Source organism: Sphingomonas sp. Leaf231 (assembly GCF_001421995.1).
GTDB lineage: Bacteria > Pseudomonadota > Alphaproteobacteria > Sphingomonadales > Sphingomonadaceae > Sphingomonas.
Genome location: NZ_LMLS01000002.1, coordinates 33,937 through 56,196 on the forward strand (window position 1 = coordinate 33,937; position 22,260 = coordinate 56,196).

Annotated in this window: 23 protein-coding genes and 1 pseudogene; 18 read left to right on the forward strand and 6 right to left on the reverse strand. The window is 70.1% G+C overall.

Going from position 1 to position 22,260, the window contains the following annotated elements; translation table 11 throughout:
* Positions 1 to 8 precede the first annotated feature (8 nt).
* Positions 9 to 416 (reverse strand): annotated as a pseudogene (locus ASE95_RS18560) (flagellin N-terminal helical domain-containing protein); the annotation flags it as partial.
* Between the two features lie 269 nt (positions 417 to 685).
* On the opposite strand from ASE95_RS18560, the gene ASE95_RS06355 reads away from it, so the two are divergent.
* The 18 genes from ASE95_RS06355 to ASE95_RS06440 all read left to right on the forward strand — a co-directional run bounded on the left by ASE95_RS06355 (position 686) and on the right by ASE95_RS06440 (position 17,514).
* On the forward strand, positions 686 to 1,957 hold the full coding sequence (locus tag ASE95_RS06355) for a sigma-54 interaction domain-containing protein (RefSeq protein ID WP_056633465.1): 1,272 nt from the start codon (positions 686 to 688) through the stop codon (positions 1,955 to 1,957).
* Positions 1,954 to 2,316 (forward strand): flagellar hook-basal body complex protein FliE, encoded by a 363-nt coding sequence (gene fliE / locus ASE95_RS06360; RefSeq protein WP_056633468.1) that lies wholly within the window; start codon positions 1,954 to 1,956, stop codon positions 2,314 to 2,316. Before ASE95_RS06355 ends, fliE begins: the two co-directional genes overlap by 4 nt.
* A gap of 1 nt (position 2,317) precedes the next feature.
* Positions 2,318 to 4,063, forward strand: a complete 1,746-nt coding sequence (fliF, locus tag ASE95_RS06365) for a flagellar basal-body MS-ring/collar protein FliF (RefSeq protein ID WP_056633470.1) — start codon at positions 2,318 to 2,320, stop codon at positions 4,061 to 4,063.
* Positions 4,060 to 5,091, forward strand: coding sequence for a flagellar motor switch protein FliG (fliG, locus tag ASE95_RS06370; RefSeq protein ID WP_082449986.1), 1,032 nt, complete (start codon positions 4,060 to 4,062; stop codon positions 5,089 to 5,091). The genes fliF and fliG overlap by 4 nt, the downstream gene beginning before the upstream one ends.
* Positions 5,084 to 5,848 carry a FliH/SctL family protein gene (locus tag ASE95_RS06375; RefSeq protein WP_056633473.1) on the forward strand — a complete coding sequence of 255 codons (765 nt, stop codon included), beginning with the start codon at positions 5,084 to 5,086 and terminating at the stop codon, positions 5,846 to 5,848. The genes fliG and ASE95_RS06375 overlap by 8 nt, the downstream gene beginning before the upstream one ends.
* Positions 5,842 to 7,173 (forward strand): FliI/YscN family ATPase, encoded by a 1,332-nt coding sequence (locus tag ASE95_RS06380; RefSeq protein ID WP_056633476.1) that lies wholly within the window; start codon positions 5,842 to 5,844, stop codon positions 7,171 to 7,173. The genes ASE95_RS06375 and ASE95_RS06380 overlap by 7 nt, the downstream gene beginning before the upstream one ends.
* Positions 7,166 to 7,573: a hypothetical protein gene (locus ASE95_RS06385; RefSeq protein WP_056633479.1), complete on the forward strand. Its 408-nt coding sequence runs from the start codon at positions 7,166 to 7,168 to the stop codon at positions 7,571 to 7,573. Before ASE95_RS06380 ends, ASE95_RS06385 begins: the two co-directional genes overlap by 8 nt.
* Positions 7,574 to 7,631: 58 nt before the next feature.
* The gene (locus ASE95_RS06390) at positions 7,632 to 10,073 is read left to right on the forward strand and encodes a flagellar hook-length control protein FliK (protein ID WP_156347920.1); all 2,442 of its coding nucleotides are present in this window, start codon (positions 7,632 to 7,634) and stop codon (positions 10,071 to 10,073) included.
* Between the two features lie 16 nt (positions 10,074 to 10,089).
* Positions 10,090 to 10,770: a flagellar basal body-associated FliL family protein gene (locus ASE95_RS06395; RefSeq protein ID WP_056633485.1), complete on the forward strand. Its 681-nt coding sequence runs from the start codon at positions 10,090 to 10,092 to the stop codon at positions 10,768 to 10,770.
* Between the two features lie 6 nt (positions 10,771 to 10,776).
* A complete protein-coding gene (locus ASE95_RS06400) occupies positions 10,777 to 11,715 on the forward strand; it encodes a flagellar motor switch protein FliM (RefSeq protein WP_056633488.1) in 939 nt (312 codons plus the stop codon).
* Positions 11,712 to 12,002 carry a flagellar motor switch protein FliN gene (gene fliN, locus ASE95_RS06405; protein ID WP_056633490.1) on the forward strand — a complete coding sequence of 97 codons (291 nt, stop codon included), beginning with the start codon at positions 11,712 to 11,714 and terminating at the stop codon, positions 12,000 to 12,002. The genes ASE95_RS06400 and fliN overlap by 4 nt, the downstream gene beginning before the upstream one ends.
* A 14-nt stretch (positions 12,003 to 12,016) precedes the next feature.
* A complete protein-coding gene (locus ASE95_RS06410) occupies positions 12,017 to 12,295 on the forward strand; it encodes a flagellar biosynthetic protein FliO (protein WP_056633492.1) in 279 nt (92 codons plus the stop codon).
* On the forward strand, positions 12,292 to 13,188 hold the full coding sequence (gene fliP, locus ASE95_RS06415) for a flagellar type III secretion system pore protein FliP (RefSeq protein WP_056633495.1): 897 nt from the start codon (positions 12,292 to 12,294) through the stop codon (positions 13,186 to 13,188). Before ASE95_RS06410 ends, fliP begins: the two co-directional genes overlap by 4 nt.
* A gap of 91 nt (positions 13,189 to 13,279) precedes the next feature.
* The gene (gene fliQ, locus ASE95_RS06420; RefSeq protein ID WP_056633497.1) at positions 13,280 to 13,561 is read left to right on the forward strand and encodes a flagellar biosynthesis protein FliQ; all 282 of its coding nucleotides are present in this window, start codon (positions 13,280 to 13,282) and stop codon (positions 13,559 to 13,561) included.
* Positions 13,562 to 13,643: 82 nt separating this feature from the next.
* Complete coding sequence (gene fliR, locus ASE95_RS06425; protein WP_056633500.1) at positions 13,644 to 14,417, forward strand: flagellar biosynthetic protein FliR; 774 nt, start codon at positions 13,644 to 13,646, stop codon at positions 14,415 to 14,417.
* Positions 14,417 to 15,541, forward strand: coding sequence for an EscU/YscU/HrcU family type III secretion system export apparatus switch protein (locus ASE95_RS06430; RefSeq protein WP_056633504.1), 1,125 nt, complete (start codon positions 14,417 to 14,419; stop codon positions 15,539 to 15,541). Before fliR ends, ASE95_RS06430 begins: the two co-directional genes overlap by 1 nt.
* Positions 15,542 to 15,575: 34 nt before the next feature.
* Complete coding sequence (gene fliD / locus ASE95_RS06435; protein ID WP_056633506.1) at positions 15,576 to 17,096, forward strand: flagellar filament capping protein FliD; 1,521 nt, start codon at positions 15,576 to 15,578, stop codon at positions 17,094 to 17,096.
* A gap of 19 nt (positions 17,097 to 17,115) precedes the next feature.
* Positions 17,116 to 17,514 carry a flagellar export chaperone FliS gene (locus ASE95_RS06440; RefSeq protein WP_056633510.1) on the forward strand — a complete coding sequence of 133 codons (399 nt, stop codon included), beginning with the start codon at positions 17,116 to 17,118 and terminating at the stop codon, positions 17,512 to 17,514.
* An 85-nt stretch (positions 17,515 to 17,599) separates the two neighbouring features.
* On the opposite strand, the gene ASE95_RS06445 is transcribed toward ASE95_RS06440, so the two are convergent.
* The 5 genes from ASE95_RS06445 to argH form a co-directional block, all read right to left on the reverse strand.
* Positions 17,600 to 18,556: a zinc transporter ZntB gene (locus ASE95_RS06445; protein WP_056633512.1), complete on the reverse strand. Its 957-nt coding sequence runs from the start codon at positions 18,554 to 18,556 to the stop codon at positions 17,600 to 17,602.
* Positions 18,553 to 19,308 carry a precorrin-2 dehydrogenase/sirohydrochlorin ferrochelatase family protein gene (locus ASE95_RS06450; RefSeq protein WP_056633515.1) on the reverse strand — a complete coding sequence of 252 codons (756 nt, stop codon included), beginning with the start codon at positions 19,306 to 19,308 and terminating at the stop codon, positions 18,553 to 18,555. The genes ASE95_RS06445 and ASE95_RS06450 overlap by 4 nt, the downstream gene beginning before the upstream one ends.
* 83 nt (positions 19,309 to 19,391) lie before the next feature.
* Positions 19,392 to 20,648 (reverse strand): diaminopimelate decarboxylase, encoded by a 1,257-nt coding sequence (gene lysA, locus ASE95_RS06455; RefSeq protein ID WP_056635762.1) that lies wholly within the window; start codon positions 20,646 to 20,648, stop codon positions 19,392 to 19,394.
* 22 nt (positions 20,649 to 20,670) lie between these two features.
* On the reverse strand, positions 20,671 to 20,904 hold the full coding sequence (locus ASE95_RS06460) for a hypothetical protein (RefSeq protein WP_056633518.1): 234 nt from the start codon (positions 20,902 to 20,904) through the stop codon (positions 20,671 to 20,673).
* Positions 20,901 to 22,259 carry an argininosuccinate lyase gene (argH, locus tag ASE95_RS06465; protein WP_056635765.1) on the reverse strand — a complete coding sequence of 453 codons (1,359 nt, stop codon included), beginning with the start codon at positions 22,257 to 22,259 and terminating at the stop codon, positions 20,901 to 20,903. The genes ASE95_RS06460 and argH overlap by 4 nt, the downstream gene beginning before the upstream one ends.
* Position 22,260: the final 1 nt, after the last annotated feature.

Here is a 22,260-nt window from a genome sequence, read left to right on the forward strand (position 1 = left end):
CCATCGAGCAGGTTCACGCCGTTGAACGAGGTGGTCTTGGAGACGTTGCCGATCTCGGCGGTCAGCTGGCTCATCTCGGCCTGGAGCGCGCTGCGGTCCGAGTCCTTCAGCGTGCCGTTGGCCGACTGCGTGGCCAGTTCCTTCATGCGGGTCAGCATGTTGGTGACTTCGCCGAGCGCGCCTTCGGCGGTCTGCGCCAGGCTGATGCCGTCGTTGGCGTTGCGCACGGCGACGGCCATGCTCTTGGTCTGGCTGGTCATGCGGTTGGCGATCGCGAGGCCGGCGGCGTCGTCCTTGGCCGAGTTGATGCGCTTGCCGGTCGACAGGCGCTCCATCGAGGTCGACAGCATCTTGTTGGCGCTGGTCGAAGCGTTGGTGGCGCGCATCGCTGCGGTGTTGGTGTTGATCACGGTCATGGGGAAAGCTCCATCTGCCCGGCCCGTCCCGCCGCCCCCGATGAGCAGGTGGCCGTGCCGTCACCGCATCAAACGGCTGCCCGCGCCGGACCTTTAGCGCTTTTCGCACGTGATTTTTTCGACCGCGTCCCCCCACCCCCTCCCATCCGTACACGCGCGCGCGTGCCCCCGTGCGCCCGGAAAAAACCTGCCGGCAACGGCGGCAATATACCGCGCGTTAACCAGTTGGGCCGCATCACGATCGCACTGATTCGAGGGAAATTCTCGCCATGCGTTCGATCATGCCGACTGCCACCGTGGAGCAAGCGCACCTGACGCTCGTCTCCTCGTTGCGCGCGCAGGGCTTCGCCGTGCAGGCGCCCGCCGCCCGCCCGCAGCCGAACGTCACCTATCTGGTCGCCGATGGCGAGCCGGTGCCGGCCCCGGCCCGCACCGTGATCCTGGGCAACAACGGGCGGCAGGTGATCCCGCATCGCGACGGTCAGCCGGCGCGCATCGCCTACGGGCACGAGGATGCCGCGATCGGCAACGCTTTCGCCCGCGCGCTGGTCGGCGGGCCGACCCTGCCGACCGCCGCCGATCCCGAATCGCTGGCGCTGCTGGCGCTGGCCGAGCGGGTAGCGCAGGCCGACATCACCGTCCTCATCAACGGACCGACCGGCACCGGCAAGGAAGTGCTGGCGCGCACGATCCACCTGAACTCGGAACGTCGCGACGGGCCGTTCATCGCGATCAACTGCGCCGCGCTTCCCGAGACGATGCTGGAGGCGATGCTGTTCGGCCATCAGAAGGGCGCGTTCACCGGCGCATCGTCCGGGGGCGAAGGCTTCTTCCGCGCGGCGGACGGCGGCACCCTGTTGCTGGACGAAGTCGCGGAGATGCCGCTGAACCTGCAGGCAAAGCTGCTGCGCGTGTTGCAGGAGCGCGAGGTGGTGCCGATCGGCGCGACCATGCCGCAGCCGGTAAACGTCCGCGTCGTCGCCTGCGCCAACCGCGACTTGCAGGCCGAAGTGGCCGCGGGGCGGTTCCGCGCCGATCTCTACTATCGCCTGTCGGTATTCCCGCTGGCGACACGTTCGCTTGCCGACCGGCCGCAGGACATTCCGGCGCTGGCCGCGACGATGATCCTGCGCCACGCCGGCAACCGCGCCGTCGTGCCGTGGCCCAGCGACGAGGCGATCGCCACGCTGGTCGCGCACGACTGGCCCGGCAACGTCCGCGAACTGGAAAACGTGATCCAGCGCGCGCTGCTGTTCGCCGGCGGCGACACGATCGAGGCGGGCCACATCGTCTTCGATCGTCCCGCCGCACCGAAGCCTGCACCCGTTACCGGCGGCGGCGACGACGCCACGCTGGGCCAGGTCGTGCAATTTTCCGAATTCGCGGCGATCCGCGAGACGCTGGCGGCGTGTGGCGGCAGCCGGATCGAAACCGCGAGGCGCCTCGGCATTTCCGAGCGGACGCTGCGCTATCGCCTCGCCAAGGCGCGCGAGAACGGTGACGACCTCGCCGCCGGCACCAGCCGGATGCTGTCGGCATGAGCGCGATCGGAGGCGTCGGCGGCATCGACCGCGTGATGGCGCTGCGTGCGCAGATCCTGGAGCGCAACGCCGCGCTGAACCGCGTCGGCAATGCCGCACCCGGTGCGCCGGCTTCGCCGACCGGGGGAGCGTCGGCCGCCACCAGCTTCGCCGACACGATGCAGTCGGCGATCGCCAAGGTGAACGACGGCCAGCAAAAGGCGTCCGCGCTGTCCGAGCAATACGAGCGTGGCGAAACCGTCGACATCGCCAAGGTGATGCTGGCGCGCCAGGAAGCCTCGGTCGGCTTCGAGGCCACGCTGCAGGTCCGCAACAAGATCCTGTCCGCCTACAAGGACATCATGAGCATGCCGGTCTGATATGAGCAACGCTCTCGCCCCCACGCCGCAGAACCCCGTTCCCGTCACGCTGGTGCCGGAGCGGTTCGCCAATCCGCTGCGCCAGATCCAGGGCGTCATGGCGCAGCCCGCGGTGCGCCGCGCCGGCCCGATGGCGTTGATGGTCGGCCTGATCGGCGCTGCGGGCCTCGCCTGGTCGGCGCTGTCCACGCCGCCGCAGAAGACCTTGTTCTCCGGCCTGCCCGATTCGGACAAGGCCGCAGTCACCACCGCGCTGTCGGCCGCCAACATCCCCAGCCACATCGACGATTCGGCGGGCACGCTGACCGTCAACGAGGAGGATTTCAGCAAGGCGCGGCTGCTGCTCGCCGGGCAGGGACTGCCGAAGGCTGCGCCGGGCGGCTATGCGATCCTCGACGAATTGCCGATGGGGGTCAGCCGCGCGGTGGAGGGTGAGCGCCTGCGCCAGGCACGCGAAACCGAACTGGCGCGTTCGATCCAGGAGATCGATGCCGTCGCGGAAGCGCGCGTCCATCTCGCCACGCCCGAGGCGAGCGTGTTCGTGCGCGACAATGCCGCGCCCTCTGCGTCGGTGGTGCTGAAATTGCAGGGCGGACGCTCGCTGGCCGACGCGCAGGTGCAGTCGATCGTCAACCTCGTCGCCTCGTCGGTGCCCGGGCTGAAGCCCGATGCGGTGACCGTCGTCGACCAGATGGGCGGGTTGCTGACCAAGCACGGCGACGGCGCGGACAGCGCCAACGACAAGCGCATCGAGTTCCAGCGCCGCGTCGAGGACAAATATCGCCAGCAATTGCTCCAGCTGCTGACGCCGCTGGTCGGCGCGGGCAATTTCACCGCGGAGGTGCAGGCCGACGTCAATCTGGACGAAACCAGCGCGACGCGCGAAAGCTACGACAAGGAAGGCCGACTGCGCGCCGAAACCGGCAACTGGACCGGCAATTTGGCAACCGGCCAGACGCCGGCCGGCATTCCCGGCGCGCTCAGCAACACGCCGCCGCCGGCGTCGCAGCTGTCGACGCCGCAGCCCGCGACCGGCAACCCCGGCACGCCCCAGCCCACCGCCGGCGGCCCCGCGCCCGACGCGGCCAAGCAGACCGACGCGTTCCAGCGCGCCTACGACCTCAACAAGGAGGTCTCCGTCACGCGCGCCGCACCCGGCAACATCAAACGGCTGTCGGTCGCGGTGCTGCTGCGCGATCCCGAAAAGGGCAAGCGCACCGCGATGGAGATCCAGCAGATCAACGATCTGGTGAAGAGCGCGGTCGGCTTCGATCAGGCGCGCAACGACAATGTCACCGTCATCAGCCGCAAGTTCGCCGACACCGCCACCGACGCCGCTGCCGGACCGAAATGGTACGACAATGCGCTGGTGCCGATGATCGCGCGCAACCTGACCGCGGTGGTCATCGCGCTGCTGGTGCTGCTGCTCGGCGTACGTCCGATCGCCAAGGCGCTGATGAAGAAGCGCGAGGACGCGGCCGCCCCGGCGGGCAAGAACGCCGCGCTGGCCGATGGCACCGCGCCGGACGGCACCGCATCCGCCGGTGGCGCGAATACCGGAGCGGGCGGTGCAGATGGTGCCGACGGCGAGCGGATCGCGGTGCAGGCACCGGTCAGCCTCGACCAGATCGAGACGAGCCAGAGCTACGAGGAACGGATCGACGCGGTGCGCGGCTTCACGCGCGACAATCCGGCGCGCGCCGCGCTGGCGGTGCGTGACATGCTGGTCGCGGACGCCAAATCGTGACGGTCGCCGCTGCCCCCCGCACCTTCACCGGCGTGGAGCGCGCCGCCGTGCTGATGATGCTGTTCGGCGAGGAGGAAGCCGCCGCGATCCTGCAGAAGCTGGATCCGGAAGAGGTCCGCAAGCTGGGCAGCGCGATGTTCGCCGTCGCCGACGTCAGCGAGGACGAGGTCGCGCTGGTGCTCGACAATTTCGTCTCTTGCGCGCGCGAGCGGACCGGCATCACCTTCAACCCCGGCCCCAAGGTGGAGGCGGTGATGACGCGCGCGCTGGGCCGCGAAAAGGCCGAGAGCGTGCTGGCGCAGATCACGCCGCCGGAGGCGGTGTGCGAGATCGACCTGCTCGACTGGCTCGACGCCAGCGAAATCGCGGCGATGCTCGACAAGGAGCATCCGCAGATCTGCGCGGTGATGATCGCCAACCTCGATCCCGCGATCGGCAGCCAGGTGCTGGAGCTGCTGCCCGAAATCACGCAGCCCGACATCCTGCATCGCATCGCACGGCTGGGTCCGATCACGCCGGACGCGGTCGACACATTGCGCACGCTGATCGCCAGCCGCACCGGCGGCGGCAGCGGCAGCAGCGGCGGCGGGTCGTCGACCTCGCTGCAACTGGGCGGCGCGCGCGAGGCGGCGAAGATCCTGCAGGGCGCGCGCAAGTCGACCGAGCAGCGCGTCATGCCCAAGCTGCTCAAGATGGACCGCGACATCGCGCGGCAGATCGAGGAGGCGATGTTCGTCTTCGACAACCTGCTGGAACTGGACGACAAGGGTCTGGGCACGCTGATCCGCAACATCGACGGCGACACGTTGGCGCGTGCGCTGAAGGGCGTGGACGAGGCGGCGCGCAACCGCATGCTTGGCTGCATGTCGGCACGTGCGGCGGCGGGCATCCGCGACGACATGGAAGCGCGCGGGCCGATGAAGCTGAGCGAGGTGCTGGAAGCGCAGAAGGCGATCATCCAGATCGCGCGCAACCTGGCCAAGGACGGTACGATCAACCTAGGGGCGGGCGACGACGATTATGTTTGAGGCGGATTTCGTCATCGGCATGCCCTCGCGCGCCAATGCCGCGGCGCTCACGCGCTCGCGCGCGCAATCGGAAGTCGCACCCGGCTTCACGCCCGCAGACCTGATCGCGCGGATCGAACAGGCGTTCGGCGCACGCTCGCCCATGCCGGAGCCGCAGGCCGGTGCGGAGCCGACCGGCGACCAGCCGCGGCACTTCTCGCCTGCCGATCGGGATGCCGATCCGACCGCCGGCTGGGACATGCTCGACGCCGATGCGCCGATCCCGGCGTGCGTCGAACAGATCGAGGCGGCGCGCATCGCCGGTTATCAGGACGGGCTGGCCGATGCCGCGAACGCCGCCGACGCGGTGGTGGCGCGCGAACGCGAATTGCTGGAGGCGGTCGCGGAGTCGATGAAGGCGGGCGGCGCGATCGACCGCGTGGCGCTTGCCGATGCATTGCGCCGCACCGTCACGATGCTGGTGACGCAGCTGGTCGGCGAGATCGGCGTTTCCGCGCCGTTGCTCGCCGCCCGCGTCGAGGCCGCGACCGAGCTGCTCGCCGACGCCAGCGAATCGGCGATGCTCCGCGTCCATCCCGAGGACATGCCGCTGCTGGAGGGTCGCCTGCCCGGGACCGTCTTCCCGGTCGGCGACGAAAGCGTCGCGCGGGGCAGCTTCGTGCTGGAGGCCGCCTCGACGATCGTCGAGGACGGGCCGGCGATGTGGCTGGAGCAACTGACGACGGCGATCGAGCGCGCGGCGGTGCCGGCGTGCTGAACAGCTTCGCCGAGGATTACCTCGGCACGATCGCATTGTCGGGCGCGCGCCCGAAGGCCCGCGTGTCGGGCCGGCTGTCGTCCTATGACGGGCTGTTGATGGAGGCGATCGGGCTGTCGCTGCCGGTCGGCACCGTGTGCCGGGTCGGCGCGGAGGGCGGCGGGCAGGTCGAGGCCGAGGTGATCGGTTTCCGCAACGGCCGCACGCTGATGATGAACCTGGGCGGCCCCGCCGCGCTGCTGCCGAATGCCCCCGTGCGCCCGCTGGGCGCGCCGGGCGAGGCGGAGGTCGGCGCGGCGTTGCTGGGGCGCGTCGTCGACGGCGCGGGCCACCCGATCGACGGGCTGGGACCGATCCGTGGCGCGGGACGCTGGCCGCTCGCCGGGCACATCCAGTCGCCGCTCGACCGTGGCCGCGTGCTGGCGCCGATGGATGTCGGCGTGCGCGCGATCAACGGCCTGCTGACGGTCGGGCAGGGACAGCGCGTCGGCATCATGGCCGGGTCGGGCGTCGGCAAGTCGGTCCTGCTCGGCATGATGGTGCGCGCGGCGCAGGCCGACGTGGTGGTCATCGGATTGATCGGCGAGCGCAGCCGCGAGGTCGCCGACTTCCTGGAAACCAAGGTGGCGGGCGCGGCGCGCCTGCGCTCGGTGGTGGTCGCGGTCCCCGCCAACCACTCCCCGGTGCTGCGCATCCGTGGTGCGCTGCGCGCCACCGCCATCGCCGAGGCGTTTCGCGCCGAGGGCAAGAAAGTGCTGCTCATCATCGATTCGCTGACGCGTGTCGCGCACGCCGGGCGCGAGATCGGGCTGGCGCTGGGCGAGCCCGCGTCGGCGCGCGGCTATCCGCCGTCGGCGATCGCGATGCTGCCCAACCTGCTGGAGCGCGCCGGATCGGACGTGAACACCGGCGGGTCGATCACGGGCATCTACACCGTCCTCGCCGATGGCGACGACGGTAACGATCCGGTGGTCGATTCGGCGCGCTCGATCCTCGACGGACATATCGTGCTCAGCCGCGCCATGGCCGAGCGCGCGGTCTATCCGGCGATCGACATCTCGAAATCGATCAGCCGCGTGATGAACGACATCGTGCCGCGCGAGCACCAGCAGGCCGCGCGTGTCCTGCGCCGCCACCTGGCGACGTACGAGGAGAACCGCGATCTCGTGCTGATGGGCGCGTATCGCAGCGGCAGCGACCCGGCGATCGACGCCGCCATCGCCTATCAGCCCGCGATCATGGAATTCGTGCGTCAGGACACGCACCAGATGGTGTCGCTCGCCGATGCCGAGATGGAGCTGACCGGCGTGTTCGGCGATGCCTGACGCCAAACGGCTGAAGCGCCTGCACCGTGTCCGCACGCTTCAGCTGGGGCTGGCGCGCGCCGAGGAATCGCGCACGCAGGCCCAGCTGACCAGCGAGACGCAGCTGGCGGAGCGCATCGCGCAGCTCGCCAGCGCAGTCGCCCCCGCCCCCGCCACCACCGCCGGTGCGGTCAACATGGCCGCCGCCGCGCATTTCCGCGACCGCCTCCACCGCTCGGCCGAGGCGGCGCTGAACCGCGTCCGCATGGCCGAGGCGCAGGTGGAACGCAGCGCGGAGGCGACGCGCGGTGCACGCCGCGATCAAAGCGCGGTCGAAAAGCTGCTCGAACGGCGGCGCACCGCCGACCTGCAAGCCGAAATGAAGGCACTGGAAGACGTGCCCTCCCGCCCCAGGAAATAAACGGCACGCTCCTTGCATCGATGCTCGCAGACCTACTCGAGCACGGAAGCGTCCACCCTTGACCACGATCGCTAGCCTTCTGTTGACGACGGCGCCCGGCGCGATGTTGCCGGGCGGCGGGATCGTGTCGCCCGGCGTGGCCGCGCCGACGGGCGACTTCCTGAAGCTGCTGCTGCCCGGCTGCGGCGACGGAATCGCCGTCGGTCCGACCGGCGATCCGGCGCGGCAGGATCTTGCCGGATCCGGCACCGGGCTGCCGCTGGTCGACGGCGAACTGTCGAGCGGCGACGCCGCGCTGGCGTGGCTGGCCGACGCGACCGGCGTCACCGTCCCGCCCGCCCCGACCCCGGCGATCGTTCCCGACGCGCCCGCACCAGCGCCCGCGGCCGCGCCGCGACTGCGGATCGTGCCGCCGCAAGCGCCTGTTACCGCCGAGGTCACGGCACCGGCCACATCCGGCCCGGATGTGTCGGTCACGGTCGAGAAGGATGGGGAACCGGGCGTGGTCGCTGCCGTCCCGGTCGACGGTGCGCCGCCCGTTCCCGCCCCGTCGCTATCGGTCGCCGTGCTGCCCCCGGCGCCGGAGCTGCCAGACGAGACCACCCCCGACGTTTGGACGGTGACCCCGCCGATCACGACCCGTAACGTCGCACCCGTGCCGACAGGCGCGCCGAAGCCACGGGGCGGGACGACGCGCGAGGCCTCCGCCGAGGGCATGGCCGCGCCATCGCCCCTCTCACCACCGGCCACCACCACCGCCGCCGCCGCCGCCACCCCGCCGCGACCGACAGCGGACCTCACCGCACCCGCGACGATCGACGGACCGCCGCGCGCAGCGGACACCCCGGTCGAAGCACGCCCCACGTCCGCGCCGGAAGCAGCGCCCGCCCCGCCGCAGTCGGACGCCGTGCGGCCCGCGCTCGTCGCAAACGCACCTGCGCCTGCTGGCGAGCCGATGCTCTCCGCTGCCCCGCCCCGCGCCGCGCCCGTCGACGCGAAAGATCCGGCCGTGACGCTGCCCGGCGCAGCGCCGCCCGCCGCCGCGACATCCGCCGCCCCGGCACCCGCCGCCGCACGGGCGGTTGATCAGGCGGCACCTGCTGCACAGACGCCGCCGGTCACGCCGCCCGCCGAACCGGCAGCGCCGCTCACACCGGCAGCGGCCCCGCTCGCTGCCCGCGCGGCGAGCGTTGCCGCCGCTCCAGCGGTCGCGCGGTCGGCGGCACCGCTTGCGTCGGCGCGCCCCACCGCCCCGCCATCGACGACGCCATCGACGACGCCATCGGCGGTTGCCGCGATCGAGCGGTCCGACGTCGGCACGATCGCGCCGCGACCGGCGGCAGACGTGACCCCACCGATCGCGGCTGACGACACCTTGGCCAATGCGGCTCCCATCCCGACTCTCGCGCCCGCGGCGACGACGACCGCAACGCCAGCCGGAGCCCGCGTCGACATCAATCCGACGATCGCACCGACGCAGCCCACCGCCATTGGCATCTCGGAGGCCGCGCTCCGCGTCGCCGTGCCGACGACGATCGTGCCGCCACAGGCCGCTTCCCTCGCGACACCGGCGGCTCCGCTCCGCGTCGACACGCCGCCGGGTGCAACAGTCACGCCAGCGCGCGTAGCGGCTTCACCGTCCACGCTGGTGCCCATGCCATCGCCCGTCATCGCTCCGGCGGCGGCCAGCGCCACCACCCCGGTCATCGCGGCAGCGGCGGCGCTGCGCGTCGATGTACCGGCGGCGATCGCGCCCGCGCCATCCGCCGCCCCGCCGCCGGTGGCGCCACCCGGGTCCGACGCCGTTACGCTTTCCACACCGGTAACACCCGCCGCCGTGCCGGAGACGTCGGTCGCCCGCGAGCCGTCGCGCGCCGCCGTCGCGGTGCCGCCCGCCCCGAACGAGCCGCCTGCCGCGCCGGCCGGGCCGGTGATCGCCAGCGCGGCGCGCACCTTTGCCGAGGCGATCCACCGCGCGGTCACCGCCGACGATCGCACGCGCCCCGCCGAGCCCGCCGGTCAGCCGCAGGCGACCGCGGCGATCTCCGCCGCGGTCACGTCGACCGGGCAGGCGCAGCAGCAGACGCTCGACATGCGTCAGCCGAATTGGCCGGGCGTGATGATCCAGCATATCGAGAAGCTGCGCGACATGGCCGATGCCAACGACATGCGCGTCCGGGTGGTCCCCGACGCGCTGGGCTCGATCGACATCGCGCTGCACCGCGAGGGCGACACCGTGCAGGTCCAGCTGACCGCCGAACAGCCGCAGACCCGCGCGCTGCTCGCCGATGCACAATCCCGGCTGACCGAGATGGCCGAGGCGCGCGGCCTGAAGCTGCAGCACGGCAACACCCCCGGCGGCACAGCCAACCCGCAAGGCGACCGTCAGCCGCCGCAGCAACAGCAGCAGCAGCGCAGCACCCCCCTTCCCGCCGCTCCCGCCCCGGCCCGCCGTGGCGGCGCGACCGAGACCGACGACAACGAACAGCGACTCGCTTGATTGAGGAACCACGACGATGAGTGACGCACCCGAGGCGGCAGCGGCCGCGCCCAAGAAGAAGGGCAAGATGAAGATGATCGTGATCGGCGTCGTGGGCGTCGTCGTCCTGTTGGGCGGCGGGGTCGGCGCGGGGCTGTACGCCGCCGGTTCCGGCATGGTCGGCGGCGGCGGTGAAAAAGCCGCCGCGCACGAGGATCCGAACAAGCCCAAGCTGGTGCCCAAGAGCGAGCAGAAGCATGCCGGCGACGCCGCCGAAGGTGGCGAGCATGGCGGCGGCGAGGCCAGCGCCGAGGGTGGCGAGCACGGCGGCGGCGAAGGTGGGGAGGCCAGCGGCGAGGCGCATGGCGAGCCGACGCCCGCCGGTCACGGCGGTGATCCCTATGCCTCGAACTATTTCGCGATGGAAAAGGAGTTCACCTCCAACCTTCAGGATTCGGTGCACTTCGTCCAGGTCGGGCTGGCCGTGTCGACGCCCTATGACGACAAGGTCATCACCAACCTGAAGACCAACGACATCGCGATTCGCTCCGCGATCCTGCTGGCGCTGGGCGATACGCCCGAGGATCAGGTGTTCACCAGCGCCGGCAAGGTGCAGCTCCAGAAGCGGCTCGTCGCGACGATCAACCAGATCCTGCGCGAAAAGGAGGGCTTTGGCGGCATCAGTAACGTCTACTTTACCAATTTTGTGGTTCAGTGAACTCAGATGGTTAACACGCTCACTTCCTCCGATGCCGGATTCGATACCGGCACGCCGATCGGCGCCGCCGCCGCGTTGGGCGGGGGGGTGGGCGCGCCCGCGAAACTGCATCCGTTCGGCGATCTGCACACGCTGCAGCACCTGTCGGCGCGTGCCGCGCGCGGCGTGCGGCAGGCATTCGAAGGCTATTGGCGCGCCGAGACACGCGCCTGGGCGGAGCCGCTGGAAGTGCTGCGGCTGGCCGATTACCGCGCGGCGCGCGGCGACAAGCTGACCGCCTGGGTGCCGCTGTCGATGGACGGACGCACCGCGTTGTGCGTGCTGGACAGCCAGTTCGTCGTCGAGGTGATCGACCTGTTCTTCGGCGGCACCGGCGATGTGTCGCCGACGCTCGCGCTGGAATTCACCCCGGCCGCCGACGTGCTGGTCGCACGGATCGCGGCGGGAATGGCGCGCGCGCTGGAGATCGCGTGGGAACCGCTGGCCCGTGCGCGCTTCACCGCCGAACCGTTCGAACTCGGCTCCAGCATGATCCCCGGCGTCGAGGCCGACGAGGTGGTCGTCGCCACCCGCTTCGCGATCGCGCGCGGCACCGCCCGCCCGTCGTTCGTCGACATCCTCTATCCGGTCGCGACGCTGAAGCCGCACACCGTGGCGCTGACCGGCAAGGTCGTCGCCAAGCCCGCCGAGGTCGATGCCGAATGGCGCACGCAGCTGACGCGTGCGGCGATGGCGGTGCGGCTCCCGGTACGCTCGGTGCTGGCCGAGCCGTCGATCCCGCTCTCGCGCCTGCTCGACCTCAAGGAAGGCGACGTCATCCCGATCAGCTTCGGCGCCGACGTGCCGATCGTGATCGGCGGCGTGGCCCTGGGGCTGGGCACCGTCGGCACGTCCAACGGCCGCGCGGCCATCCGCATCTCCAAGTTCGAAGGACCCTTGCAATGAACGACATGTCGGGCGGTTTCGGCATCGACGCCGCCGTCGCCAGCAACCTGCGCCTGTTGCAGGGGGTGGACGTGAAGCTGACCGTCGAGATCGGCTCCACCACGCTGTCGCTGCGCGAATTGCTGGCGCTGGGCGAATCGAGCGTGATCGAGCTGGACCGGCAGGCGGGCGAATTGCTGGACGTACTGGTCAACGGCACGCTGATCGGCCGCGGCGAGATCGTGACGGTCGGCGAGCGTTACGGCGTGAAGATGACCGAACTGGTCTCGCCCGAAAAGCGCGGCTGAGGGGCACGCGACCGATGATGTGGACCTACATCCTGAAACTGGTCATCATGCTGCCGCTGGTTTGCGGGTTGATGATCGGGTGCCTGTACCTGTGGCGTCGCCTTGAATCGCGGATGCCGGGCAAGCCGACCGCGCGCACGATCGCGGTGCGCGAGACGATGATGATCTCGCCGGGCGTCAAGCTGGCGGTGGTCGATTTCGAGGGTCGCCGGCTGCTGGTATCGGTCAACCGCGCGGGGGTGACCCTGGTCGACAAGTCCGATGCGCGCGTGCCGACGGACTTCGGCCAGTGAGCGTGTCGGTGATCCGCGCCGGAGCGCCGATCCGTCCCCGCGCGCGCGCCGCCGGCCGGCGATCGCACCTGATCCTCGCGCTGCTCGCGATCTTCGTCGCCCTGTGCGTCGCGATGCCCGCGCTGGCGCAGAACTTCCCCGCGCCCGCGCAGCCCGCGGTGCAGGGCGCACCGGCGGCCCCCGCACCGGGCGTCGGCGACGCGGTCGACCGCGCGCTGGGCCAGCTGTCGCGCGGCGATGCCGGCGCGACGCCGGGCACCGGATCGCTGTCGCTGTCGCTGCAGGTCCTCATCATCATGGGCCTGCTCACGGTGCTGCCCGGCATCGTGCTGATGATGACCAGTTTCACCCGTATCATCATCGTGCTGTCGATCCTGCGCCAGGCGATGGGCCTGCAACAGACCCCGCCGAACCAGGTGCTGGTCGGGCTGTCGATGTTCCTCAGCTTCTTCATCATGGCGCCCGCGATCAACCAGATCAACGCCACCGCGATCCAGCCCTATTCGCAGGGCCGCATCGGCGGCACCGAGCTGATCCAGACCGCCGGCGCGCCGCTGCACGCCTTCATGGCCAAGCAGACCCGCATCAAGGACGTCACGATGTTCGCCGAAATGGCGAAATCCGGTCCGTATGCCACGCCCAACGACATCCCCTATTCGGTGCTGCTGCCCGCGTTCGTGACGTCGGAGCTGAAGACCGCGTTCCAGATCGGCTTCCTGCTGTTCCTGCCGTTCATCGTCATCGATCTGGTGGTCGCCACCGTGCTGATGGCGCTGGGCATGGCGATGCTCAGCCCGACGATCATCTCGCTGCCGTTCAAGCTGCTGCTGTTCGTGCTGGTCGACGGCTGGGCGCTGACGATGGGCAGTCTGGCCAACAGCTTCGCCACCTAGACCGTCATAGGCGGCGCACTGCCACGCGCCGCCCCGCAATCGCCGCGCCCCGCTCGCCATGACGAGCGTGTACCGGAATGAGAGGGTGACAATGCAACCGCTCGTCGACGCCGATTACTTCCTGACCATCGCCAACCAGACCATGTGGGTGCTGGCGCTGGCCTGCGCACCGATCCTGATCCCGGCGCTGCTGTCGGGCCTGATCCTCGGCATGGTGCAGGCCGCCACATCGATCAACGAACAGACGCTCAGCTTCGTGCCGAAACTGATCGTCGTGGCGGTGTCGATCATGGTGTTCGGCGCGATGATCCTGGGGCTGCTCAGCGACTTCACTGCCGAGATCTTCTCGCGCATCCCCGATCTGGTGCGCTGATCGTGAACGCCGTCCTTTCCGTCACCACCGCGCATGACGGCGGCGGCGGACAGGCGCTCCGCGACCGCGCGGGCATCGCGCGATGCTAGGGTTCGGGCTCGCCATCGAGACCCAGATCTGGGCACTGCTGTTCGTGATGGTGCGCGTCGGCGCGGCGTTCATCGCCGCGCCGGTGTTCGGCAACATGTCGGTGCCGCTGCCGGTGCGCATCACGCTGTCGGGTGCGGTCGGCGTGCTGGTGCTGGGCAGCACGACGATCCAGACGCCGCCGACGATCTTCGCACTTGCCACGTTCGTCGCAGTGGCGGCGGAGGCGCTGGTCGGCCTCGCGATCGGCTTCGTCATCCAGATCGCCTTCGCCGCGCCGCTGGTCGCGGGCGAGATCATCGGCGGGTCGATGGGCATCGGTTTCGCCAACATGATCGATCCCAATTCGGGGCGCTCCAGCCCGGCGGTCGGCCAGTTCCTGTCGATCCTGCTGACGCTGCTGTTCCTATCGCTCGATGGCCACCTCGTCCTCGTCGATATGGTGGTGAAGAGCTACACCGCCCTGCCGCCCGGCGCGGCATGGCTGGCGACCGGCCAGTTGCGCGACATCGCGCTGTTCGGCGGCTACGCGTTCCTCGCCGGCCTGCTGCTCGCGCTGCCGGTCGGCTTTCTGCTGCTGTGCCTCAACCTGGTCATGGGGATGCTGTCGCGCTCTGCACCGGCGCTCAACCTGTTCTCGATCGGTCTGCCCGCCAGCCTCGCGGTCGGCGTCATCAGCCTTGCCATCGCGCTGCCCGCGATGGGCGATTACATGCAGGTAATCGTCCGTGAAGGCCTCGCCGCGGCGCAAAGCCTGGTGCTCGGCTGATGTCGGAGGGTGGCGACAAGACAGAAGCCCCGACCCAGAAGCGTCGTGACGACGCCAGGGAGAAGGGCGACGTCCTCAAGAGCCGCGACCTCGGCACCGCCCTGGTGGTGCTGGCCGGCATTTCGTGGATGACGTTCTTCGGTCCCGAACTGCTCGCCGCCTGCCGCGAAGTGATGGCGGCCAGTTTCAGCTTCGGGCGCGCCGACGTGGAGGATTTCCAGCCGTGGCGTCCGCTGATCCAGGCGGGATGGAAGCTCGCCCCCCCGCTCGCCACGCTGTTCGCGATCACGATCGGCGCGGCGGTCGCCAGCCAGGCCGGGCTGGGGTCGCTCGGCTTCAACGCCGGGCTGCTCGCGCCCAAGGCGTCGCGGATCAATCCCGGTTCGGGGCTGAAGCGGATCATCGGCATGCAGGGCTGGATCGAGCTGGGCAAGTCGCTGCTGAAGGTCACGCTGCTGGGCACGATCGGCGCGTGGATGTTGTGGCAAACCGCGCATTTCAGCTTCGGCCTCGCCTCCTCCAACCTGCCCGTCGCGCTGGCGGGGCTCGGCTCCACGCTGACCCATGTGCTGATGGTGATGGCGATGGGGCTGATGGCGATCGCGATGGTCGATGTGCCGACGCAGATCATGCAGCTGCTGCGCAAGCTGCGCATGACCAAGCAGGAAGTGAAGGACGAGCACAAGGAAAGCGACGGCAACCCGGAGATGAAGGGCCACATGCGCATGAAGCAGCGCGAGCTGCTGTCCGGGGGCATGACCAAGGCGCTCGACCAGGCGCATGTGGTGCTGACCAACCCGACGCACTTCGCGGTCGCGCTGCGCTACGATCGCGGGCGCGACGAGGTGCCGGTGGTGGTCGCCAAGGGGCGCGGCGCGATGGCGCTGGCGATCCGCGAGGCGGCCGGTGCGCGCGCGCTGCCGATCCTGGAATATCCCGCCCTCGCGCGTGCAGTATATTACACCAGCCGCGAAGGGCAGGAGGTGCGCGACGACCTGTACATGGCGATCGCCACCGTGCTGGCCTTCGTCTTCGGCCTGAATGCGGAAGCAGGCGGCACCCAGCCGCCGATCGAGGTGCCGACGACCGCGCGTTTCGACGAAAATGGCGTCCAACCATCATAAAGATCTGCCGCGTGCGGCCGTTTAGGAGAGCATCATGGCGACGATCACCAGCAGCACGGCGACACCAGCGCCCACCACGTCCAAGCCGGCCAGCACGGCGGCGACGACCAAATCGGCCGCCAATTCGATCCTCACCTCGCTGGGCTCCGGCTCCGGGGTCGACACCGACACGCTGGTCGGCAAGCTGGTCGACGCCCAATTCGCCGCCAAGCGCGCGCAGATTACCACCAAGACCGACAAGCTGACCGCACAGATTTCGGGTGCCGCGACGCTCAAGAACTTCGTCAGCGACTTCGCCAAGGCGGTGAACACGCTGGTGACCGGCGGCACGCTGGCGACCCAGCCGAACAGCAGCGATACCAAGGTCGCCGGCGCGACCGCGATTTCCGGCGCGGCGATGTCGGCCAGCGCCTCGGCCACGGTGAAGGTCGACAAGCTGGCCACCGTCCAGACCGTCACCAGCACGAAGCTGGGCAAGACCGACCAGTTCGGCACCGGCACGCTGACGTTGAAGATCGGCACCGCGACCTATGACGCGGGCGGCAAGATGACCGACCTGACGCCGGGCAAGGCCGACGACGGCAGCGACCTGTCGTTCGACATCGAGATCGCGCCGCCCAACGATACCCCGGCGGCGGTCGCAGCGGCGATCAACGCGAAGAACACCGGCGTCACCGCCTCCGTCATCACCGATGCCGATGGCGGCGCGTTCCTGTCGCTGAAGGGCAAGAGCGGGGATGCGCAGGCGTTCTCGCTGACCGGCACCGGCGGCACGCTCGACACGCTGAGCGTCGGCAAGGATGCGGGCGCCGCATCGAAGATGGCGGTCGTCGGCCAGTCGGGCAATGCGAAGCTGTCGGTGGACGGCGTCACCGTCGAGCGGCCCAGCAACGAGATCAGCGATCTGGTGCCGGGCGTGAAGCTGGCGCTGGCGGGCACCGGCACGATGACGCTGACCGGTACGCGCCCCGATGCGGCGCTTGGCAATGCGGTGAAGGATTTCGTCGAAACCTTCAACGACCTGCTGACCGAGGTGAAGAAGCAGACCAGCGCGATCGACGGCGATCTGCGCAGCGATCCGGCGGCCAAGCAATTGCTGCGCAATCTGCAGGGCTTCGCGAGCAGGACGCTGTTGCCTGACGCTGCCGCCGGCGCACCCTCCACGCTGGCCGGGATCGGCGTGAAGACGAACAAGACCACCGGTGCGCTGGAGATCGACGAGGCCGCGCTGACCAAGGCGATGAAGGACACGCCCGACGCGATCCAGGCGATGTTCACGCCCAACAACTTCGGCGCGACCGGAATCAACGCCGCGATGCAGTCGCTCAAGTCGACCTCGGGAAGCTCGCTATACGGCCTGACCGCCACCGACACGCGGCTGCGCGAGGCGCAGAAGGATCTGACGAAGCAGACCGCCAAGATCGACGAACAGGCGACGCGCTTCTCGGCACGACTGACGCAGCAATACGCCAGCATGAATTCGCGCGTTTCGGCCTATAAGGCGACGCAGTCGTTCATGACGCAGCAGATCGACGGCTGGTACAAGTCGAACTGATCGGGAGGGACGACAGATCATGGCCTATGCCTCTTCCCTGCTGCGCGATCCGGCGCGCACCTACCGCGAGATCGACCTCGCCGGCCGCACCGCGGCGGCGGATGGCCCGGCGCTGGTGCAATTGCTGTACGAGGAACTGATGCAGGCGCTGCGCGTCGCTGCCTGGGCGGCGGAGCGCAAGCAATTCGCCACCCGCAGCGAGCGGGTGACCCGCGCCACCGCGATCCTGTTCGCGCTGGAGGCCAATCTCGATTTCGAGAAGGGCGGCGACGTGTCGCGGATCCTCGCGCGTTTCTACACCGGATGTCGCCGGCAGGTGATCGACGCCAGCGTCGGCACGGACGGTGCGCCGTTCCGCGCGGTGGCGGCGGAGCTGGAGGAAATCGCCGGCGCATGGCGGCAGGCGCGCGCGGCGTAAGGCATTTCCGCAACGACGCAGGACCGACCTTCGGCGCTGCCGACCCGCCATCCCGGACCCGATCCGGGGTGACGACCGCCGGAGCCTATCCCCGGAACCAGTGCCGCTGCAGGAACCAGATGACGATCCCCGCCGCGATCACCGCGCACATGCCGGCGATCGCATCGAACGCCCATGGCTCCTCGGCATAGGGCAGCCCCTTCACGTTCATCCCGTACAGGCCGGTCAGGAACGTCAGCGGCAGGAAGATCATCGCCACCATCGCGATCACCAGGCTGCGCTGGTCGAGCTGTTCGGCGCGCAGGTCGGTCAGCGCCTCGTGCATCAGCGCGGCGCGCTCGCGGATCGCCTCCACCTCCTCGGCCATCCGTGCGGCGCGATCGGCCGCGGCGGACAGATGCGCGCGATCGTCCTCCGCCAGCCAGTCGCCCGGCAGCGTCGCCAACCGTTCCAGCGCCGCGCGTTGCGGGCTGAGGAAGCGGCGATAGTTGATCGCCTCCGATCGCACGCGCGTCACTTCGCGGCGCAGCTCGAACACGCGATGCGCGCTCAGCCGCTGCTCGCAATCGTCCAGCCCGTCGCCCAGATCGGCGACGACCGGGTCGAGATCCTCGGTGATCGCGGTCGCGAAGGCGGCGATCAGGTCGCCGGGGTCGCGGATCGTGCCGTGCGACACCTGCTCCGCGACCGTCGTCAGCACCACCAGCTCCTTGCGCGACACCGTGATGACACGCCCCTTCGTCGCCCAGATACGGATCGAGGCGAGCATGTCCGACGAATCGAGTTCCTCGTCGGTGCGCCCGCGCAGGTTGACGAACGCACCCTGCCCGATCTTGTCGGCACGCGGGCGCGTCTCGGCGGCGGTCAGCTGGTCGATCGTGAACGGCTCCAGCTTCGCCTCGTCGCGCAGCCACGCCTGCGCCCGATCGGCATTGGTGGCCAGATGCACCCACAGGAACGCGGCATCCCCGCTCGGCGTCGCCTCCGCCGCGACGCGCTCCGCCGCGCCGTCCGCGCCGATCCGCCATGCGAAGCCGATCATCGCGCCATCGCCACGTCCACCGTCAACCCTTCGCCCGCCGATGGCGCAGCGTCGCACACCATCCGCGCGGCATCGGCGCGCGCGCGGTCGAGGATCGCCGGCGGCACGTCGGCACGGTGCGTGACCCGGTCCGCCGCCGCCAGCCAGCGCGCCTGCCGCAACGTCAGCTCGTCGGGGTCGCCGGATGCCAGCACCAGATGCACCACGCCGCCGGCCGCCACGCTCGCCAATACCGCCGCCGCCGCATCGCGTCCGTCATAACCGGCGAGCGGATCGAGCGCCGCACCCGGTGCCAGCGCCGCACCGATCGCCCGCCGTCGCGCGCCGCCATCGGGCAGCGCGGCGCGCAACGCCGCGCGCGCACCGTGCAAGGCCTCCGCCAGCCGCCCCAGCGACGCCGGCAGCACCGCCTCCAGCCGCTGCCGCACCGCCGCCGCCAGCCCGGCCGATACGCCCCCCGTGCCGATCGCGATCAGCACCGGCGCACGATCGACGATCGCGGGCAGCGTGAAATCGCACAATTCGGGCCGGTCGACCGCATTGACCAGCACGCCCCGCGCCTTCAGCCGCGCCACCGCAGCATCGTCGTCGGCGACGATCGCCAGCCGCGCGCGCGGGTCGCCCTCGCCCACCACCACCGCACCGGCGCGCTCCAGCAAGCGCCGCTTCGGCTCGGCCGCCTCGCCCTCACCGACGAGGATGACCGGACGCCCGTTCAACCGCACGAACAACGGAAGGCTATGCAGGGTCATGTGTTACGTCCCCGCACCGTCAAGGGGGAAGCGTCCTGCCGCGCCACAAGCGGCATCCGGCCGACGGCAGAAGGATCTATTTTCTACAACCACTCCGGCACGCGCTCCGCCGCCAGGATCGTCTCCGCCGCGATCCGGTCCGCGACCACCGCATAGCGATCGCCGTCGACCAGCACCTCGGGCACCAGCGGGCGGCTGTTGTAGGTCGATGCCATCGTCGCACCGTAAGCGCCCGCGGTCCGCAACACCGCCAGATCGCCGCCCTTCACCGCGTCCATCTCGCGCGCCATCGCGAAGGTGTCGCCGGTCTCGCACACCGGCCCGGCGACGTTCGCGGTCATCCGCTCGCCGGTCGGCACCACGGCGTCGACATCGTGCCACGCATCGTACAGCGCCGGACGCGCCAGGTCGTTCATCGCCGCGTCGACGATCACATAGGGATGCACCACCCCCGGCTTCACCCAGATCACGCGCGTCAGCAGCACGCCGGCATTGCCCGAGATCACGCGACCGGGCTCGAACATCAACTGGACGCCCCAGCCCTTCGTCACCCGTTCCACCATCGCGCCATATTCGGCCGGGGTGCGCGGGTCGTCGCCCGCCTTGTAGCGGACCCCCAGCCCGCCGCCCAGGTCGACCCGCGCCACCGCATGGCCCGCCGCGCGCAACTCGTCGACCAGCGCCTTCACGCGGACATAGGCGGCCTCCAGCGGGGCGAGATCGAACAACTGGCTGCCGATATGGATCGCCACGCCCTGCATCGACAGGCCGGGCAACGCGGCGAGCCGCGCGTACATCCCCGACGCGCGATCGATCGGCACGCCGAACTTGTTCTCCTTGCGCCCGGTCGAGATCTTGGCGTGCGTGCCGGCATCCACGTCCGGGTTGACGCGCAGCACCGCCCGCGCGGTCAGCCCGCGTTCGTGCGCCAGCTGCGCTAGCACGACGCCCTCTTCCTCCAGCTCCAGGTTGAACTGGCCGATCCCGGCCTCCAGCCCGCGGAGCAACTCGGCGCGGGTCTTGCCGACGCCGGAAAAGACGATCCCGCTCGCCGGGATGCCCGCCGCCAGCGCGCGCGCCATCTCGCCCCCGGACACCACGTCCGCGCCATAGCCTTCGGCCGCGACGACGCGCAGCACCGCAAGGTTGGGATTGGCCTTGATCGCATAGGCGAGATGGACGTCGGGCACCCCCGACAGCGCGTCGCGGAACGCGCGCGCCTGCGCACGGAAGGCGGCGGCGGAATAAACGTAGACGGGCGTGCCCACCTCGTCGGCGATGCGCGTCAGCGGCACGCCCTCGCACCACAAGGCGCCGTCGCGGTAATGAAAATGGTCCATGGTCACTCGTCGGAAAAAAGGGTCAGCGCGGCGGCAGATCGAACGGATCGGGCTCGCGTTTCTGCGAATTGCGCAACACCTCGCCGGTTCGCTGCGGGCGCGCCTGCACCGATGGCGTCAGCAGGCCGGAGACGGCGGGCCGTTGCGGCGCGCCGTACGGGGCCACCGGCAATGCCTGTCCCGGCGCGGGCTTCAACGCCTGCGTCGATCCGCACGCCGCCAGCGGCAGCGCGGCGAGCAGCCACAGCGCCCTCATGCGCGCGCCGCCCGGATCGCGGCGCGGACGTTGTCGGGCGCGGTCCCGCCGAAGCTCCTGCGGCTCGCCACCGACGCGTCCACCGACAGTACGTCGTAAACGCCCTTGGTGATCCGCGGGTCGATCGCCTGCAGATCGGTGAGCGGCACCTTGTCGAGCGTGCAGCCCAGCGCCTCGGCGCGCGCCACCGCGCGCCCGGTGATATGATGCGCCTCGCGGAACGGGACGTCGGCCTCACGCACCAGCCAGTCGGCCAGATCGGTGGCGGTGGCGTAGCCGCTTTCGGCCAGGCCACGCATCCGGTCGGTGCGGAACGTCGCGCTCTCCACCATGCCGGTCATCGCCGCGATCGAGATCGCCAGCAGGTCGTGGCATTCGAACACCGGCGGCTTGTCGTCCTGCATGTCCTTGGAATAGGCCAGCGGCAGCCCCTTCATCGTCACCATCAGGCTGACGAGGCACCCGGTGATCCGCCCGGCATGCCCGCGCACCAGTTCGGCGGCGTCGGGATTGCGCTTCTGCGGCATGATCGAGCTGCCGGTCGACCATTGGTCCGACAGGGAGACGAACCCGAACGGCTGCGACGCCCACAGCACGAACTCCTCGGCCAGCCGGCTGAGGTGCAGCGAACATTGCGCGGCGGCCATCAGGTAATCGAGCGCGAAGTCGCGATCGCTGACCGAATCGAGGCTGTTGCGCGTCGGCCCGTCGAACCCCAGCGCCGCGGCGGTCGCGGCGCGGTCGATCGGAAAGCCCGTGCCCGCCAGCGCGGCGGCACCCAGCGGGCACAAATTGCCGCGCGCCCGGTTGTCGGTGAAGCGACTGACGTCGCGCGCGACCATCTCGTGATAGGCCATCAAATGGTGGCCCAGCGTCACCGGCTGCGCCGATTGCAGGTGCGTGAAGCCCGGCATCACGCTGCCGGCATGTTCCTCGGCGCGCGTCAGCAACGCGTCGTCCAGCGCGGCGAGCGCGGCGAGCACCTGATCGGTGGCGTCGCGCACCCACAGGCGGAAGTCGGTCGCGACCTGGTCGTTGCGGCTGCGCGCGGTGTGGAGGCGTCCGGCCGCCGCGCCGATCGCGTCGGAAAGCCGCGCCTCGGTCAGCATATGGATATCCTCCATCGCCAGATCGTCGGGCACGCCGCCATCGGCATAGCCCTGCGCGACCTGTTCCAGCCCGGCGCCGATCGCGGCGGCGTCCCCGGCGGAGACGATGCCCTGCGCGCCCAGCATCGCGACATGCGCACGGCTGCCGGCCACATCCTGCCGCCACATCCGCTTGTCGAAGGGGATGGAGGCGTTTATCTCGCGCATGACGGCGGCTGGCCCTTCGGCGAACCGCCCGCCCCACATC